The organism is Marinomonas spartinae, from assembly GCF_900089775.1.
GTDB lineage: Bacteria > Pseudomonadota > Gammaproteobacteria > Pseudomonadales > Marinomonadaceae > Marinomonas > Marinomonas spartinae.
The window spans coordinates 613,894-633,478 of the sequence record NZ_FLOB01000001.1 but is presented as its reverse complement, the minus strand read 5'-3'; the positions used below and the strand labels follow the sequence as shown (position 1 = coordinate 633,478).

At 48.9% G+C, this 19,585-nt stretch carries 4 protein-coding genes; all 4 read left to right on the top strand.

The window, feature by feature from the left end:
* Positions 1-53: 53 nt before the first annotated feature.
* The 4 genes from MSP8886_RS02780 to MSP8886_RS02765 all read left to right on the top strand — a co-directional run bounded on the left by MSP8886_RS02780 (position 54) and on the right by MSP8886_RS02765 (position 19,578).
* Entirely contained in the window at positions 54-10,850 is a 10,797-nt protein-coding gene (locus MSP8886_RS02780; protein WP_067012438.1) for a non-ribosomal peptide synthetase, read from the top strand.
* On the top strand, positions 10,847-16,252 hold the full coding sequence (locus MSP8886_RS02775; RefSeq protein ID WP_067012436.1) for a non-ribosomal peptide synthetase: 5,406 nt from the start codon (positions 10,847-10,849) through the stop codon (positions 16,250-16,252). The genes MSP8886_RS02780 and MSP8886_RS02775 overlap by 4 nt, the downstream gene beginning before the upstream one ends.
* A gap of 115 nt (positions 16,253-16,367) precedes the next feature.
* Entirely contained in the window at positions 16,368-18,605 is a 2,238-nt protein-coding gene (locus MSP8886_RS02770; protein WP_067012434.1) for a TonB-dependent siderophore receptor, read from the top strand.
* Positions 18,595-19,578 carry a GNAT family N-acetyltransferase gene (locus MSP8886_RS02765; RefSeq protein WP_067012431.1) on the top strand — a complete coding sequence of 328 codons (984 nt, stop codon included), beginning with the start codon at positions 18,595-18,597 and terminating at the stop codon, positions 19,576-19,578. Before MSP8886_RS02770 ends, MSP8886_RS02765 begins: the two co-directional genes overlap by 11 nt.
* Positions 19,579-19,585 lie beyond the last annotated feature (7 nt).

The following is a 19,585-nucleotide window of genomic DNA, read 5'->3' as shown; positions in this document are numbered from 1 at the left end:
AACAGCCAACGCCATGCCATTGTGTTTTCTTTTTACTCCATTAGGTGGTCATTATGCCAACTGACGATCTCTATAACGCGTCGACATCCAGCCAATATCATTCTCTTTACGCTTCTCAACAGCGCCTATGGATGTTTCATCAATTAAAACCAAACAGCGCCGCTTACAATCTTGGTGGGTTACTTTGGTTTGATGATCCTCGCCTGAGTATTGATAAGCTGAAACACGCCTTACACCAGATGATAAAAGACCACCCAGCCCTGACGATGATTCTGGATGACAGTACGGGAACCCCGCGCCAGTGCTATAGTGACGCTGACGGTCCAATCACTTCCTTGCCAATAGACGTAACAGACTTAACACAGCATGACGACCCAATGGATTGGCTAAAACAAGACGCCGAACAAAGATACCTTGAACCTTATCAACTCACCCACCGCCGACTGACTCGTTTTCATATCTATCAGGTACGTCAGGATAAGTTTGCCGTATTAATTGCCGCACACCATCTGATTATGGACGCTTGGTCATTACCCCTGTGTTGTAAATCGGTCTTATCCTACCTTGCTGGCGATCACTCCCTTGCGCGCAATGGCGAGGATTATTTATCCTTCGTGGAAAAGAACAGCCATGACAATGACATAGACACTACCCGCACGGCATGGCAGTCATTAGCACTGTTATCGGATGAGCCGCTTACCTTACCCAACATGGCCCCTATTAGCGATGTCAGTTATCGTGCTGGCCATGTGACACAAGGTTTGAGCGACGAGCAACTAGGGAGTCTCAATGACGCCGCCAAATCCCTTGGTGTCACACGCTTTGAACTGCTATCAAGCGCTCTGCTTTTGACCCTGTCTGTGTATGGCAATCACCCCCATCCCTCGCTGGTGATCCCCACACTAAACCGAAACAGTCAAAACCGACGTACGGTGGGCTTTTACGTTCATAACGCCTTGCTTGGCCTACCCTTAGAAGCCACCAGCACACTGGGAGAGATCACGCAAAACGTACGCGAAAAATTGGCCCAATCCCTTGGTTTTTCAAGCTTTTCGGCCGAACAACTCTGTGGCCAACACGCCCTGCCCAGTTACGCCTTTAACTTCCGCACCCACGGGGAAGGAATGGTTGTCAAACAAGGGGATTATCAATTGTTATTCGAAGAGTTTCCGGTAGTAGAAACGCCCTTTGAACTGGTATTGGATGCCATCAGCAATACTGATCTGACCTTGCGTTTTGTGTACGCCAAAGAAAAATTCTCTAGGGCATTTATTGAGCGTTTTATCGACAGCTACCAACATATTCTTCAGCAAATCTGCCTCCAGCCAGACCACCCAAAAGCCAGTCTCAACCCGCTGGGCAAGCAAGAAAACCGTTGGTTCGATGCCCAAGCGACAGCAGACACACCGTGGGAAAAGGCGCTGTTTCATGAGCTGTTTGCCCGCCAGGCATCCACTCAACCCAATCATATTGCCTTGAAGCATGGCGACCGAACCTTGACCTACCGTCAACTTGACGAACAAGCCAACCAATTAGCCCACTATTTAATCAACGAAGGCGTCGTGCCCGACACCATGGTTGGCGTCATGATGGAAAGAGGCCTCACTCTGTTTGTCACCCTACTCAGCATACTCAAAGCGGGCGGCGCCTTTTTACCGCTGGATCCTGACTACCCAGAACAACGTTTGCGCTTTATGCTGGAAGACAGTGACGCTCAGCTGCTGCTAACGCAAACGTCTTTAATGGAAAGCGCTCGGTCTCTTACCACGCAATCGGTAATTGCCTTGGAGTCCATCCCCTTAGACGCCTTTGCCAACACAGCGCCCATCACGAACCTACTCCCCCATCATTTGGCCTATGTCATTTATACTTCCGGCTCAACGGGTATGCCCAAAGGGGTGGCCGTCGATCATCTTGGCTTAACCATGCATGTGCAAACCATTGGCCAAGAATATGGTATGACACCACACGACACAGAGTTGCACTTTGCCTCCATCAGCTTTGATGGTGCCCTTGAGCGCTGGACAGTTCCCCTTGCCTTTGGTGCTCGACTCATCATTCGTGATCAAGCGCTATGGACACCAGAGCAAACCACACAGATTTTATGTAACGAAAAAGTAACTATTGCCTGTTTTCCACCAAGTTATGTCGGCCCCTTATTAGACTGGATAGAAGAGACACAACCCTCATTAACATTACGCTCGATTACCTTAGGTGGAGAAGCTTTCACTCGGGAAACTTTTGAACGCATTCAACGAGTTATCGCCCCACCTAGAATCATTAATGGCTATGGCCCAACCGAAACCATTGTTACCCCATTAATATGGCGAGCCTATCCACAGGATACCTTAACCAGTGCTTACGCTCCCATTGGTTCCGCTGTTGGTGCTCGTCAACTGTATGTGTTAGACGCTCAATTACAACGTTTACCCGCTGGGGTCATAGGTGAACTCTACATTGGCATGGAGGTGGGCCTTGCCCGTGGCTACTTGAAGCGAGCAGACCTGACCGCTGAGCGCTTTTTACCTGATCCATTTGCAGCGAATGGCGAACGTATGTACCGCACTGGTGACTTAGTTCGTTTTAATGAAAATGGCGTTGTTGAATACTTTGGTCGAGCAGATCAACAGGTCAAAATTCGCGGTTTTCGTATTGAGTTAGGGGAGATTGAGTCCTGCCTACAAACCGTATCCCAAGCAAAATGGTGTGCCGTTGTCGCCCACGACTCGCCAAATGGGAAAAAGCTGGTGGGCTATGTGCAAACGCATGACACCCAACAAGACTCGGCACCATGGTTAACGGCACTCGCTCAGCAGTTACCGGATTACATGGTGCCTTCTCACATTATGATGGCAGAGCAATTCCCCATCACGCCAGCGGGTAAAATTGACCGAAATAGGCTCCCCGCTCCTCAGTGGGAACAACTGAACGACACAAACAGCCCCTTGACCACACCTCGGCAAACATTATTGGCTGACCTATGGCGAGACATATTAAATACCCATGCTATTGGCGCTAACAGTCACTTTTTCTCTTGCGGTGGCGATTCCATTAGTGCCTTACAATTGGTCGGCAAGTTGCGTCAGCACCAACTGATGTTAAGTCCCAAACAGGTGTTTGACCATCCTGTGTTATCAGACATGGCCGATTGCCTTGTTGATAACCAAACCAAAACAGCGCAACAACATCCTCTTAGAGGAGAGGTCGCCTTGCTGCCGATGCAATCGCGCTTTGTCGAACAGTATTCACTGACATTGTGCAATCAGTTTGCGCGTTTTCAACTGCCGACCCCCGTTCATCAAGAAGCTCTGAATACGGCAGTGACAAAGTTGCTAGAACACCATGATGCCTTGCGACTGAGATTCAACGACAGCCGAACCGCCACCTATCTTGATCAAAGAAGATTCGCCTTACAAATACAAAACCAGCCACTCGATAGCGACGCCATACAACAAGCCATTGACCCAAGCGCGGGGTTGCTGCTCTCCTTAGGTGTCCACCTGGAAAGTGGTGATACTCTACTGGCGATCCATCACTTGGTAATCGATGCGTTGTCGTGGCCGATATTGTTAGAGGACTTGATGAGCCTCTATCAAGGGAGCTTACACAATAAAGCGAGCCATTTGCCCGCCAAAACTCACCACCAAGGGGATTGGTATCAAGCACTGCACAACTATTCATGGTCCGATCAAGAACACCGCTATTGGACAGAACAAGTTCATCCTCCCGTGTTTCCGACACAGCGGGGAGCAATCCGCAAACATCAATGGCACCTCACTTCCAGCTCGGCACAAAGATTGTTTGCCAGCACTCAGCGGTTCGCCAGACTGGATAAGGAAACCAGCTTACTGTGCGTCGTCGCCCATGCGTTAGGTCACTATCAACAACAGAAAACATTCCTAATCCATAAAGAAAGTCATGGCCGTTTCGCGGATGCCTTTCATCTTGATCTGTCACGTAGCATTAACTGGCATACGGCTTTATTCCCGCAAAAAATCCTTATCAGTGACGATTTAAGCGCGACCTTAGCCCACACTAAAGACCTTAGTTTAGCGCGACCAGCGGGAGGCATTGGTTATTCTGCTGGAATATTGCAAGGGGAATGGTCCTATGCTGACGGCATCGATGTGTTATTTAACTACCTTGGTCGAGCAACGCAAAATCACCTCTCTGGCCTACCTCTCAAGGAGTTTGGTTTATGGCGACCAGACAACGGTATCAGCGATGCAGCCATCGCTGTCAATATTTCTGAAATAGACCAAGGAATTGAATTTGATATAGAGCTGGATCACCTGTTATTTAACGAGTCACAAAGTGAACGCTTTATTCAACATCTCGATCAGGCAACCAAAGCCATTACTCAGCATTGCCAGCAACACTCGGCTATTTTGACCCAACAGGATGCGCTGGGCACAGTGCTAAACCAAGCGTCACTCACCACCATCAGCCAAGCAATTCTGTCACAGCCCGATGGTCAGTTGCCGGAAAAGATCCTGCCTTTATCCACTTTACAGCAAGGGCTCTATTTCCATTCACAACTTGCTAACGACAAGCACACCTATGTAAACCAAATCACCTTGCCGATTCATGGCGCAGAACCGAATAAGCTATTAGCCTGCTGGCAACAGCTTATGCAGCGTCACACCATGCTGCGCTCGACCATCAGCCAAGTTGAGGGACAAGCGCACTTATTGGTCTGGTCAAGCCTGCCTCTGATAAGTTCCTATCAAGATGCCCGAGAGCAAAAAGGATGTCACCTGACACAGATTCAACAGCATCTTGTTGAGCAGGGGTTTGATTTACAACAAAACCTCATTAGCACACCGCAACCGTTGTGGCGGGTCGATTTAATCCAAACCACAGATCAGACACTGCAATGCGTGTTTACCATCCATCATCTACTCATGGATGGTTGGAGTACTGGTGTGCTATTAACCGAACTCTTTAGCCTGTATCACGGTCACACTCTGCCCCCCGTACAACAGGATTTTTCCGACTATCTCAGCTGGATCCGCCAACAAAATACAGCGTCAGTTGAGCCTTACTGGCGTGATTTTTTAAGCCATATTGAGGCCCCCACTTTGCTGGCGAATGTGTATGGTCGGCCCCAGCCGCAACAAGATCATGTACGTAGTACCATCAGAATAGACACCACCACCCTGGCCAATTGGCAACAGGATCTCAAGCACTCAGGTCTCACGCTCAACACCTTAATTCAAGGCGCTTGGCTACTGACCTTGCAGCGTTATACAGGGCAAGACAATCCCGTTTTTGGTAATACAGTAGCTGGCCGACCCACCACCCTCGCCCATAGCGATACCATGGTCGGGCTCTTTATTAATACGCTTCCTGTGACCCATAGAATTTGTTGGCAACAAACCATTCGAGACTGGCTAAACGCCATACAAAATCAAACCAGCAGTCAGCGCGAATTTAGCCACACGGCCTTGTCCCAAGTGCAACAGTACTCTCCCCTTGCCGGAGAGTCGCTTTTCGACACCTTGGTGGTATTCGAAAACTACCCACTGGATCAAAGCCTCTTTCAACAAGGGGAACTCACTATCGGTGAACCAGACAGCTATGAGTTCACCCACTACCCTCTTACGTTGGCTGTGTTGCCTAGTGAACAATTAGACATTGTCTTTGCTTATGATTCCGCTTGCTTTAGTACCACACAAATAGCGTCATTACAGGCGACAACAAGTCATTATCTTGAGCAGCTAGTACATGGTTTAGCACAACCACTTAACAGCATTAATGTGCTAGATAACACCCAAAAAAATATCTTACAAAAACATGTAAAACCCTCTGAGCCTTGGCACTATATCCCATTTACTGAGCTGTTTCGCAAACAAGCCGAGCAACGGCCGAACCAACAAGCATTAGTCGCCAATCCGTTACTAGCGGGCGGAAAACAAGCCGCGGTATTAACCTACCAAGCGCTAGACCAACAAAGTGACGCCGTAGCGGCTGAACTGCTTGCCCAAGGTATTCATCAAGACAGTATTGTTGGCGCCTTATTCCAACGGAGTAATGAAATGTTGGTCGCGATGATCGGCATTTTAAAGGCGGGAGCCGCCTTCCTACCACTCGACCCCTCTTATCCAGAAGACCGTTTACGCTATATGGTCGAAGACAGTGGGACGGCACTCTTAATCAGTGATCCATCGTCCTTATCATTAGCACAGCGTATAGGCGAAAAAACGCCTCTTATAAGTTTCAATACCATTGATTTGACCGCTTCTTTAAGTGAAAACCCCGTGCTTTTACCCGACCAGTTGGCTTATGTCATCTATACCTCTGGCTCGACTGGCAGACCAAAAGGCGTCTGTATCAGCCAATTAGGGTTAAGCATGCATGTGCAAACCATAGGACAGCGCTATGGTATGCAACCCTCAGACAGAGAACTGCATTTTGCCTCCATCAGCTTTGACGGTGCCATTGAGCGTTGGGCCACCCCTTTAGCATTTGGCTCTACCCTAGTGATTCGTGATCAATCCCTCTGGAGTGCCCAAGAAACCTGCGAGGTACTAGAAAGAGAGCACATCACCATTGCCTGCTTCCCTCCTAGCTATGTAGGCCCTTTACTGGAATGGATACAAGCGGCTAACCCCAAACCCCAACTCCATGTTCGCTCATGGACATTGGGTGGCGAAGCGTTTACTCGCGATACTTATTTTGCTTTGCAACGTACTCTACAACCACCACGTATTATTAATGGCTACGGTCCAACAGAAACCGTTGTTACGCCGTTAATCTGGCAAGCTTATAGGGATACGCCACTTGACAGTGCCTATGCCCCCATTGGGACAGCCGTCGGCGCCCGCGATCTGTTCGTGCTGGATAAAGACTTACGCCCCGTGCCTTCTGGTGTCTGTGGGGAACTCTACATTGGTGACGAAACAGGGTTAGCGCGGGGCTACCTCGCTCGCCCGGAGCTCACCGCCGAGCGTTTTATGCCCAATCCTTTTAGTCGATATGGTGAACGCATGTATCGAACTGGCGACCTAGTCCGCTGGCGTGAAGACGGCGTCATGGAATATTTGGGGAGAGCAGACGATCAAATCAAAATCCGTGGGTTCCGCATTGAATTAGGGGAAATTGAATCCCGCTTGCAGCAACTTAGCGGTAGTCGCCGAAGTGCCGTTGTGGCCTTTGATGGGCCGACAGGAAAACGGCTGGTTGGCTATATCGAAAGCCAAGCCACCTCTCTCGATAGCCAAGCCATTTTACAGAAAATGAAGCACGCGCTGCCGGATTATATGGTGCCTTCTCAACTGATGGTGTTGGATGCTTTGCCACTCACCCCCGCCAGTAAAGTGGATAAAAAGCGCCTACCAGAGCCGGAGATAGAGACATCGCACCAAGATTTTGTTGCCCCTCAAGGTGATGTAGAAACCTTACTCGCCAGCGAATGGCAGCACCTGCTAACACTCGACAAAATTAGCCGGCACGACGACTTTTTTACCCTTGGTGGTCAATCACTGCTCGCGACCCAATTGGTCGGCCGTTTGCAACAAAATCATCAGATACACTTGCCACTGCAAGCGGTGTTCGATGCGCCCGTATTGAGTGAAATGGCCAAACAGTGTCAGTCCCATAACGAAGCCCTTGCTATGAAGGCGGTCCCACGGTTATCCCACATGCCAGTCAGTGCCGCACAAAAGCGCTTATGGTTTGTTCAAGAGCTGATGCCCGACAGTTCAGCTTATCATATGCCTTTGGGCATCAAGTTGACAGGCCAGCTTGATCGCGCACATTTAGCCCTCGCGCTGCAGTCCTTAGTAAACAAACATGAAATTTTTCGTACCACTTTTGTTCAAGTGGAAGGCGAGCTGATGCAGACCATCCACCAAGAGGTGCCAGTCTCTATTACCTACCATCAAGCCTGCGAATTTACCGCCCTTGAACCACAACGAAAAAACTGGATAAGCGAACCATTTGATTTTGCCCAAGCGCCCCTTATGCGAGTGTACGCTATCGAACACAATGCGAACGAACACGAACTGCTTTTGGTCCTCCATCATATTATTAGTGATGGCCTCTCCATACAGCAGCTCATTAAGGAATGGTTCACCCTGTATCAGGATCTAGCGAGAGGTATTAAGTCAAATATCGATTCCCTTAAGACATTGGATTATGCTGATTACGCTTATTGGCAACGGGATTGGCTACAAACACCGCAAGCTAAACAAGATCTTCTGTGGTGGACGCAGGCACTGCAAACCGATATTGATCCACTCATCCTGCACAGCGAAGTGCCAAGAGACCCACAGCAAGTACATGGCAGACGCTATCATTTTGTATTGAGTGAACAACAAGTCACACACATCCGTTCACTTGCCTCGGCTCATCAGACAACCACCTTTAACGTGATGCTCAGTCTTTGGCATTTACTAATGCACAAATACACAAGTCAGCATGACATTCGCGTGGGGGTTCCTGTCGCGGGACGACACCAACCCGATACACTGGATATGCAAGGCTGCTTTATTAACAGCCTCACGATTCCCGCTAATATCAAAGCCACCGATACCTTCTCGGACTTAGTGAAGCAAGTCACTGGGTTTTTCCAGCAGGCCCTGGCTCGTCAGCATGTTCCCTTTGAAGCCATTGTGGAAGCGCTCGGTGTCGCGGGTAATATACAGCATCATCCCCTTTATCAGACCAGCTTCAACTTCCAACAAATGGATCTAGCCGCTCTTCAGCATGTCGATGACTTAGACATTAGCTTGTTTGATCCTGGAGTAGTCGGTGCTCAACTTGAATTAAGTCTCGATATCCAACAGTTCACGGACACCATCGATGGCAACGAGAAGTGGACAGGCTTTGTTAACTACGCTTCACCCATTTTTGATGAAGCCTTTGCTCAATCCTTAATTGAACACTGGTTCCTGCTACTGGAAAGCGTCGCCAATGGTCAGCCAAAAACGCTGGCAGAGCTAACCTTGGTAGATGCCTCACAGGCCCAATACATTAAGCAATTCAATGCAACGGACAAAGATTGGGGGGAACTGTTACCCCCACCGTTAAGTATTATTCAACAAGCCCAGCGCACACCCGATGCGACCGCGTTGTCGATGGGCAACCAAACACTCAACTATCGTGACTTTGATCGTCAAGTTACCCAACTGGCCAACTGGCTACGCCAGCAAGGCGTCAAAGAAGAAACCCGTGTTGGACTTGGCCTGCCACGCTCTATTGACTTAGTCATCGGCCTACACGCCATTACTCGCGCAGGGGGAGCCTATGTTCCCTTGGATCCTAGTTACCCTAAGGAGCGCCTCAGCTATATTCTCGACGCGGCCGAGGTCTCCTTACTGCTAACAGATGAGCCAACCCTCAGCCAGTGGCCTGCCTCATCCCATTGCCGTTATGTCACAATCGATAGCCTCGATACGTCGTCCGAAAGTCTGACGCCCCCCCGTGTTCACTGGCAACAGGATCTGGCGTTATATGTCATTTTCACCTCAGGTTCCACAGGGTTACCAAAAGGCGTCGTTAACACACAAGCCGCCTTACAAAACCGTCTACAGTGGATGCAAAGCGAATACTCACTAACAGCAGAGGATTGTGTTTTACAGAAAACCCCCTTTAGTTTTGATGTCTCGGTCTGGGAGTTTTTCTGGCCCCTAATGGTCGGTGCCCGACTTGCCATTGCCCCACCTGAGTCTCATCGTCAGCCAGAGCGCTTGCATCACACCATCATTGAGCAAGACGTCACCACCATTCACTTTGTGCCATCCATGTTACACGCCTTTGCCAACGAAACAGACATGGCCCATTGCCGCAGCCTAAAACGCATTATCTGTAGTGGGGAGGCGTTGCCCGTGGAGTCTGTCGATAAAGTGCTGACGACTCTGTCCACCTGTCAACTTCACAACTTATATGGCCCCACCGAAGCCGCCATTGATGTCAGTTATTGGCAATGCCAGCAACCGCTTGGCAGACGCACGCCCATTGGCTATCCGATCAGCAATACGCAACTGCATGTGCTGGATGACTGCTGGAATCCCCTTCCAATCGGCATTCCAGGGGAACTCTATTTGGCTGGCGATGGATTAGCACGAGAATACCTTGGCCGCGCTGATTTAACCGCCGAGCGCTTTGTCCCTAACCCTTGGGGAGCAGCCGGTTCTCGCATGTACCGCACTGGCGATAAAGTCTTGCGCATGCCTGACGGTCGCTTGGAATATCTTGATCGACTGGATCATCAGGTCAAAATTCGCGGGTTGCGTATCGAATTGGAAGAAATAGAAGCGGTACTTAATCAACATAAACTAATCGATGAATCCGCCGTAATCGCCTACCACTATCAAATTGGCTCGCAACAGGATAAGGGCCATACCCAACTGGTCGCTTACTTGGTGTGCAAAGATTGGACGGCGGACCATGAAGTGGAGGTAAAACGTCATCTTTATGAACATTTACCCGATTACATGGTGCCTGCCATCTTTATTGGCCTCGATGCGATGCCGTTATCCCCAAGCGGCAAGCGTGATCGTAAGGCATTGCCTTCTCCAGAGTGGAATCAAGTACGCTATCGCGCTCCAGAATCCGCACTAGAAAAATGGTTCGCCCAAACCTGGCAAACCATTCTGGGCGTTGAGCAAGTAGGGCTCGATGACAACTTTTTTGCCCTTGGCGGACACTCTCTATTGGCCACCAAAGTGGTGGCTTTGACGCAACAAGAACTGGGACTCACCCTGACCTTAAAAGACTTTTTTGCCGCCACGTCTTTACAGGCACTCACCGACAGCCTTGAGCCTCACTACCAAACACAACACCAATCGGAGCAGGACGAACTCGATGTCATGGCGGCATTGATGGACGACTTGGATAACTTATGACTGCGAAAAATGACAAAACAGCCTTAGCGAAACGCTTTTTACAACTTGGTGAGCAAGAACAAATCAAGTTTATCCGTCTTCTTGATGGCAAGGGCTTAAACTTTGAAACACTGCCCATTGTAGCCGGCGAGAGGCCCAAACTGATCCCTTTGTCTCCCGCGCAAAAGCGGATGTGGGACATCTATCAGTTAGATACAGGCAACAGCGCCTACCATATGGGAGGCTGTTTTGAGGTTTCAGGGCCACTGGATCTTAAGCAACTGCAGAGTGCGTTGCTAAAGATGATGGAAAAACATCATACTCTGCGTACGCGATTTGTTCAGGATGAAGCTGGAGAAACCTTTCAATTTATTGAAAACCAGCCAGTTATCAGCATAGAGAGCTGGGATCAACAAGACGCAGATGAACACACTTTACAACAAGCCAACGAGGCCTTTTTAAGCAAGCCATTTGACCTTTATCGCGGCTTACCCATCCGTGCTCAGAGCATCCGCCTCGAAGAAAAGCGCTACCAATTACACCTGGTGATGCACCACCTTGTGTCCGATGGCTGGTCTGTGGACATATTTATGGGCGACCTGATCAAGGCTTATCAGGCCATCACGCTCACCCCACTGGATATCCAATACGCAGATTATGCCATTTGGCAAACGGCCCTATTAAAGGCAGGAAAAGATCAAGAACATTTGGACTTTTGGCGTCAAGAGATCGGCACCCATCAGCCAGAAAAGTTGTTTGCTTGGCAGGGAGAAGTAACGCCCAATCAACGCCGTTTGGCAGACAGTCTCCAGTTGACAGTCTCTTCTCGACAGCATCAGGCCCTTAAGCAGATAGCGCGCCAGTTGTCTGTCACCACGTCCAGTCTCTGGTTAGGTCTGTGGCAAAGTGCCCTAGCCAAGGCTTCAAAACAGCAAACTATCTCCATTGGTATCCCTCTAGCAAATCGACAACGGGCCGAAGTCGCTAATGTCATTGGCTTTTTCGTCAATACCTTAGTCATTAAGCAAACCATCGCCCCAAGCAGCCCCTTGATGGATAGCATCCAAACCGCCCATCAAAAAGTGCTACAAGCACAGGACCATCAATTAGTACCGTTCGATCAGATTGTCGCATCTTTATTAACCGAACGCGCACCAGGGGAAACCCCTTTCTTTCAGGTACTGTTTAACCATCAAATGGTGGCCCAAACCAGCGCACAGCTATCACCAGAGGTGACCATAAAACCCATCCACCAGTCAGGTCTCTTTGCCTTGTTCGATGTGGCCTTAGACATTCGTGAACACGCTGACCATACCCGTGTCATTCTCACCTATGCCAAAGACCGTATTGCCCAGCAAGCCATGACACAGCTATTCCCGATGCTAGAGCGTCTCACTGACACCCTAGAAGAGAACCTACCGCTCCCCTTGGCGCGAATCAATCTACTGAGCGAGGGAGACATCAAACGTCTCAATACACTGGCTCAACCGAATGGCTCATGGCAGTTTGCCCCCATTACGAGCTTGATCGCTAAACAGGCAGTAGTGCGTCCGAATGCGATTGCGCTAAAACAATCTGGGGCACAATACACCTTCGCCGAGCTGGAATCTCAGTCCAACCAACTGGCTCACTATTTAATCGGGCTGGGCATCCGCCAAGATGAACCCGTGGGGGTTTTATTTGAGCGTGGCGGTAATATGATTATCGCCATGATCGCTATTATGAAAGCGGGCGGCGCTTTTTTACCCCTAGATCCAGACTACCCCACGGAACGACTGGCTTACATGATCGAAGATTCAGGTGCCAAGTACCTGCTTTCACATCAAACGCTCACCACTCGCTGGCACCAAATAAACCGCGCTATTACTCAGCAAACGGTCCAGTTGTTAGCGATTGATGAACTGGACCTGAGTCAACAAAATACCGTCGCTCCCGCCCTGACACTTTATCCTGAGCAACTGGCGTATATTATTTATACCTCCGGCTCAACGGGCAAACCCAAAGGCGTTGCCATTGCCCATGATGGCTTAAGCATGCATGTACAAACCATCGGCAAACAATATGGGATGACTCCAGATGATATCGAGCTGCACTTTGCTTCCATCAGCTTTGATGGCGCAGTAGAACGCTGGACGGTTCCACTGGCCTTTGGCGCCAAATTAATCATCCGCGATCAAGCCCTATGGAGTGCGGAAAAAACATGTCGTGTGCTGCAAGAAGAAGGCGTCACCATCGCTTGCTTCCCACCAAGCTATGTGGCCCCATTATTGGATTGGATAGAAGCCACCCAGCCAACATTGGCCGTGCGCTCTTGGACATTAGGCGGAGAGGCGTTTACCCGTGAAACCTATGCGAGACTGCAAACCTTAGTTCGCCCACCACGTATCATCAATGGTTATGGGCCCACGGAAACCGTGGTTACCCCTTTGATCTGGCGCGCCTACCCAGGAGATTCCTTTCCCACGGCCTATGCGCCCATCGGAGAGCCAGTTGGCTCCCGCCGTTTGTACGTTCTGGATGAGCAGTTAAACCCTGTGCCACTAGGCGAAGCGGGGGAACTCTATATTGGCGATGAAACGGGTTTAGCCCGCGGTTATTTACATCAACCAGAACAAACCAGCGAACGTTTCTTGCCGGACCCATTTACTGCTAACGGGGAGCGTATGTATCGCACGGGGGATTTAGTACGCTGGCGTGATGATGGGGTAATGGAATACCTAGGACGCCTCGACCAGCAGGTAAAAATCCGTGGTTTTAGAATTGAATTAGGCGAAATCGAGAGCCGCTTACAGCAATTATCCGGTGTCGAAACCTGCTTGGTTGCCCTATGGCAAAATCAACTTATTGGTTACCTTCATGGGCGGCACGCCACACAATGTGACCAACAGGCGCTGCTAGCAAAACTGGCGCAACAGGTTCCAGATTATATGCTGCCTGCACAACTCATGGTACTGGATCATCTGCCTCTCACACCAGCAGGGAAAATAGACCGCCAAGCACTGCCTGCTCCCAGCCACATATCCCTAGAGACATACTATACGGCCCCCATCACGCCCCAAGAAACCTTACTAACGACTCTCTGGCAAGAGCTACTGGGCATCGAGAAGGTCTGTCGAACAAGCCATTTTTTTGCCCTCGGGGGCGATTCTATCCTCTGTTTGCAACTGGTCAGCAAACTGAAATTAAGCGGATTTAGCCTGACGCCAAAGGACATCTTTGCCAACCCGGTATTATGTGATCTGGCCAAGACAATGACCCGCGTTCAGCAAGCGCAAGAGAGAGCACTACCCCAGCATGCCTTTGGTTTGATGCCCATACAGGCCCATTTTTTAGCCCAAGACTTTGCCCAACCTAACCACTGGAACCAACATGTCTGCGTCACCTTGAAACAGAAAATGGACACAAACGCCCTAAATCTCGCGCTCAATGCCTTAGTCGAACATCACCCTAGCCTTCGTTTGGCTTTTTCTAAGACGGAGAGGGGCTACCAACAAGCCTACCAACCCTTTGTTTCAAGCAATCTGCTCTGGCAAGCCCAAGCGGCCGACGAAGCCGAATTTACTGACATCGCCCACCGTCTACAAACCAGCCTCAATTTAGCGTCCGGAAAATTACTGCAAGCGGGGCTTGTCACTCTGTCGGATACAAGTAAAAGGCTTATTGTGGTCATTCATCATATGGCCGTAGATGGGGTTTCCTGGCGTATTCTGCTCGACGATTTATGGACGGCTTACCAACAAATCGTGAGTGATCAAGCCGTTGTCTTACCCACTAATTATGCCAGCTTGGACATGGCCGTTGCCAAACTCCATGAGTGGCGGGCTTCCGTCAACTATCAGCAAAAACAAGCCTATTGGCAAACGGTTGTCGACGCATCCCACGCCCTTCTGCCAACGACGCCACCGGCACGTTATGCCGACAAACACAGCCTTACCATTTCACTCAGCGAGCAAGACACAGCAGCATTACTCACCTCAACGAAAGACATTATCAGCACCCTATTGGCAGCCTTACCTGTCGCCTCGCTCACCAATAACCAAACAGCGTTACCGCTTTATTTAGAAGGCCACGGTCGAGAGGCATCGGTCTTTGGTGAGTTAGACTTAAGCCGCCTTGTTGGCTGGATGACCAGTTTGTACCCGATGATTCTTCATGCTAATCAAGACAGCGAAGCCATTGAACAGCAACTCAGCACAATACGCGAAGATGGCGGCATCAGTTTTGGCGCACGCTATCTAGAACCTGACCAACCGTCTCCCAATGCCTTGCTGACGTTCAACTATTTGGGACAATATTCTCATCAGGATTTTGCCCATTGGTGCCAGCCATTTGAAGGCGGCGGACCCGCTCAATCTGAGCAAAATACCATGCTCACCCCATTAGTCATTAACACTCAGATTGTCTCTGGCAGGCTGTCCTCTACTTGGGAATACGCCACACCCCATTACCATGAGTCCGATGTTCAGCGATTCGCGAATCAGTGGCGCCATCAACTTCACCAACACATAAAACAGTTGGCGCAATCCCCTGTGCCAGTGCAGGCTGATCAAAGCTTAATAGAAAGACTTAATACGGACTCGAAGCCACCTGTTTTTTGCATTCACCCGGTTACTGGACGAGTCGTTGGTTATCAGAAATTGGCTATTGCTCTGGAAGGCCATCGAACTGTCTATGGTATCCAGTCTCAGAGCTTTGCTTATCCAGGCCTTTTTGACCGCTCGTTTTCACATATGGCAGATGTTTACGTGGCGACCATTAGAGCACGGCAACCCCAAGGCCCCTACAGCTTAATCGGTTGGTCACTGGGCGGAGCTTTATGCCAAGAAATCGCCATGCGACTCGAACAGGAAGGAGAGTCCATAGAGTTTATCGGCTTATTAGATTGCTATGTTCCAGGCACGGAAATAGCAGATGATCAATGGCAGTCCCCCCATGCCAAACACAAGCTTATTTCTCACCTAGAGTTGCTACTAGGGACACTATCAGACACACAGCAAGCCTCTTGTCTGCTCAAGTTTGACCAGTCCCCTCCCAATCACTGGCCAGCATTATTTGACGAATGGCTAACGGAGAATCAGTTTTCACTTCATGATGCGCAAAATGCGCGGCAAGTCTTATATAGCTGGGCGGTAGAGCAGCATATGAGAGCATTATGCTCAGGCTATCAACTGCCATCTATCACAACCCCTGTGCATACTTTCTGGGCAGGACAGCCTGATAAACGTGCTTCTTGGCTAGCCACAGAGCTGAGCAAGATAAACTCTCTTGCGGATCACCGTGTTTACGACACAGATCACCTTGGTATCGTCCAGCACCAAGCGGTTATTAATGATTTAAAACAATCACTTAGCCAAACGACAGATAGGATACGTCGTCATCACAAAGCAGTGAGAGCGTCTATAAGCGAATTTATCGAACACTAAATTGAGAATGATAATCAACTAAATCTTTTCATTTATTAAAGAATATGGTTAAAATACGCAAAGATAAATAATAATGATTATCATAATCAACATCATCAACTTAAGGATATTATAAATGAGTCGATTATTCTGTCTAAATCCTCTATCACTTGCGGTTGCCATTGCATTAACGTCAAGTGTCGGACACGCTGAGGATCTCGGCACGCTCGTTGTAGAAGGCGATACACATCAAAGCTCCACAACCAATAATTTTTCTTATGTCAGTAAAGTGGCACAGACGGCCACCAAGACAGATGAAAAGATCGTAAAAATCCCTCGTGCGGTTTCCGTTGTTACTCGGGAGCAAATGGATGATCGTGCGACCATCAGCGTATCGGATGCGCTGCAATACACTCCCAGTATTCAGACCAATTTCTACGGTGAAGATAATAAGCAGGATTGGTTCGTTATTCGCGGCTTTAAACAAGCGAATAATGGCCTATACCAAGATGGAACTCGACTCTATTCCTTTGGTTTTTATAGCTGGCAAATCGATCCTTTCATGTTAGAACGTATAGAGGTTTTACGAGGCCCAGCGTCTTCATTGGATGGTCAAACACCTCCCGGCGGCGTTATCAATCTGATTAGCAAACGCGCCCAATTGAATGAAGATTTTGGTTCAGTCTCCGCCAGTGTCGGGTCTTATGACCGCAAAGAAATCAACTTGGACGTCAATAAGGCCATCAACGATAAGCTAGCTTTTCGCATGGTGGCCCTAAAACGCAAAAATGGTACTAAAGTCGATGGAGTAGAAGCACATCGTACCTTATTAGCCCCATCTTTAGCGTGGCAAATGAATGATGCGACCAAGTTAACCGTGCTGGCTAGCTATCAAAAAGACGATTCAGATCCTTACTTACAGTTCCTGCCTGAAGAAGGAACACTCACCAGCAACCCCAATGGTATAATCGGCTACGATACCGCCTTAGGCAACTCTGGTTGGGAAACCTTTCAACGCGAACAAACCTCTGTTGGCTATGAATTAGAGCACGCCTTTAGCGATAATGCCTCATTCAAGCAGTCAGCTCGTTTTAGCCATATGGATATCAACCTACGCCAAATGTACTTTGCGGCCTATTCTGCAGACGTGCCCCGCGTTGGTCCGTTACTGGATCCCACTGGTGCCAGAAGCGACATTGTTAGAGGAGTCTCTACGGCAGATGGCCATTCTAATGCTTTCAACATTGATAACCGCTTTATCTATAAGTTTAACACTGGCGGCGCAAAACATACGTTACTAACCGGTGTAGATTATCAAAGCCTTGATATTAAAAATAAAGACTATGCCTCAGACCCTATCGCCGCAGATGGCAACAAGCCGATGGCCGTACCGGGTGTTGGTACCGTTGCGGGTAACCCTAATTTTAATATTTATCACCCAAGTTATAGCAATAACATTGTCTTATTAAACTCAAGTACATTAGCCACTGTCACCGATGCTGATCTGCAAACTACCAAAACGAAAAATCGGCAGTTAGGTTTTTATATCCAAGACAAGGCAAACATCACGGATAAATTCACAGTGATCGCTGGCGTGCGCTTTGATGACACCAGCGACAAAACCCACAATACCACGACCGATGCCAAAACCGATGTTGACCACCATGAATGGACCAGCAACCTAGGCGCTTCATACCAGCTAGCGGATGGTCTGGTTCCCTATGCCAACTTTGCCCAGTCTTTCAACCCAGTGGTGAAATTGGACGCGAACGGCAATCCTGCTAAAGCAGAAAAAGCCAAAAACTACGAAGTTGGTGTGAAGTATCAACCCAAAAACTTTGATGGCTATTTTGGTGTGGCCGCCTACCAATTGACCAAGGAAAATCTAACCCGAGGTTCCAGTAATACAGCCACCTTTAGACAGCTAGGGGAAGTCCGTAACCGTGGCATCGAGTTTGAAGCAGTTGCCAACTTGACTCAAGCCATCACCTTGGTGGGTAATTTAAGTTACGTAGACTCGGAAGTCACAGAAGATTCTGACACTCAGTATATTGGCAAAACGCCCTCACAAATTGCTAATAAATTGGCCTCCTTTTGGGGTAACTACCGCTTTTTCGACGGCAAATTGGCGGGCTTAAAACTGGGAGCTGGGGTTCGTTATATCGGTGATACTTATGCCGATAATACGGAAACCAATAAAGTGCCGTCTTACACCTTATTCGATGCGATGGCCAGCTATCAGTGGAACAACTACAAGTTTCAAGTCATGGCAAAAAATATCTTCAATAAGGAATACGTTGCCACCTGTGACTCCAATATTTGTTACTACGGTGACAGCCGTAACGTCATTGCGAGTGTGACATATGACTGGTAATCAGAACGTTCATCACACACTGCCCGGTGGGCAGTGTGTTTCTTTTGAAGCTGGCCACTACCACGTGACACAGCCATCGGGCGGTGTCAGTGTTCACGAGAAACAGCATGGCCAAGGTGTCTTAGTGCATTGTGAACTGCCTGAAAGTGAGCTGCTTAACGCATTTACCTTACTGTTTGAGCAGGTTCCACAGCTGCGTAGCATTGATTTAAGCAAGGTTGATTTACGCAGCCTGTCGTCTGATCACTTGGCTCATATACTTTACCGCAACGAATTAGGGCAAAATATTCTATGGAGAGAAGCCATCATGCAGCGCCCACACCGCTGGCTGCGTCAAGACCGTCCCTTGTTTCCTCATAAACCTGTTCTCACTAAAGCGGGTTATCATCCTATGCGTCCGTCCCCACAACAGGGTGAGCTTTATCGTCGCTACCTGCCTGAACTGCAACAACATATTAGCCTATTGGGGCTCAACCTAGACGAACATTTAGCACTCTTTAATAAGTGGCAAAACAATGATCGCGTGGCCGCTTTTTGGGATCAAAAAGGCAGTCTAAGCGAACATCGCGCCTACTTAGCAGAGCAAGTCGCGAACCATAAAAATCAGCTGCTAATTGCCTGTCTGGACGATGAGCCCTTTGCCTACATTGAAGCCTATTGGGCCAAAGAAGATCGCATCGCGCCTTACTATGCTGTCAGCGATTATGACCGGGGCATACATATGTTGGTGGGAGAGGAGCACCACCGAGGCGCCCATAAGGTCGCGGCGTGGCTGCCATCGGTTTGCCATTACCTATATTTGGTGGACCCCAGAACCGACAAAATTGTCAGCGAGCCTAGAGCAGACAATCAGAAGATGATTCATTATTTGCAAGCGTATGGTTTTGCCAAACTCAAAGAGTTCGATTTTCCACATAAACGCTCCGCTTTAATGTGCCAATTAAGGGAAAACTTCTTTGTTGACTGTTTTTAGTTAAGCG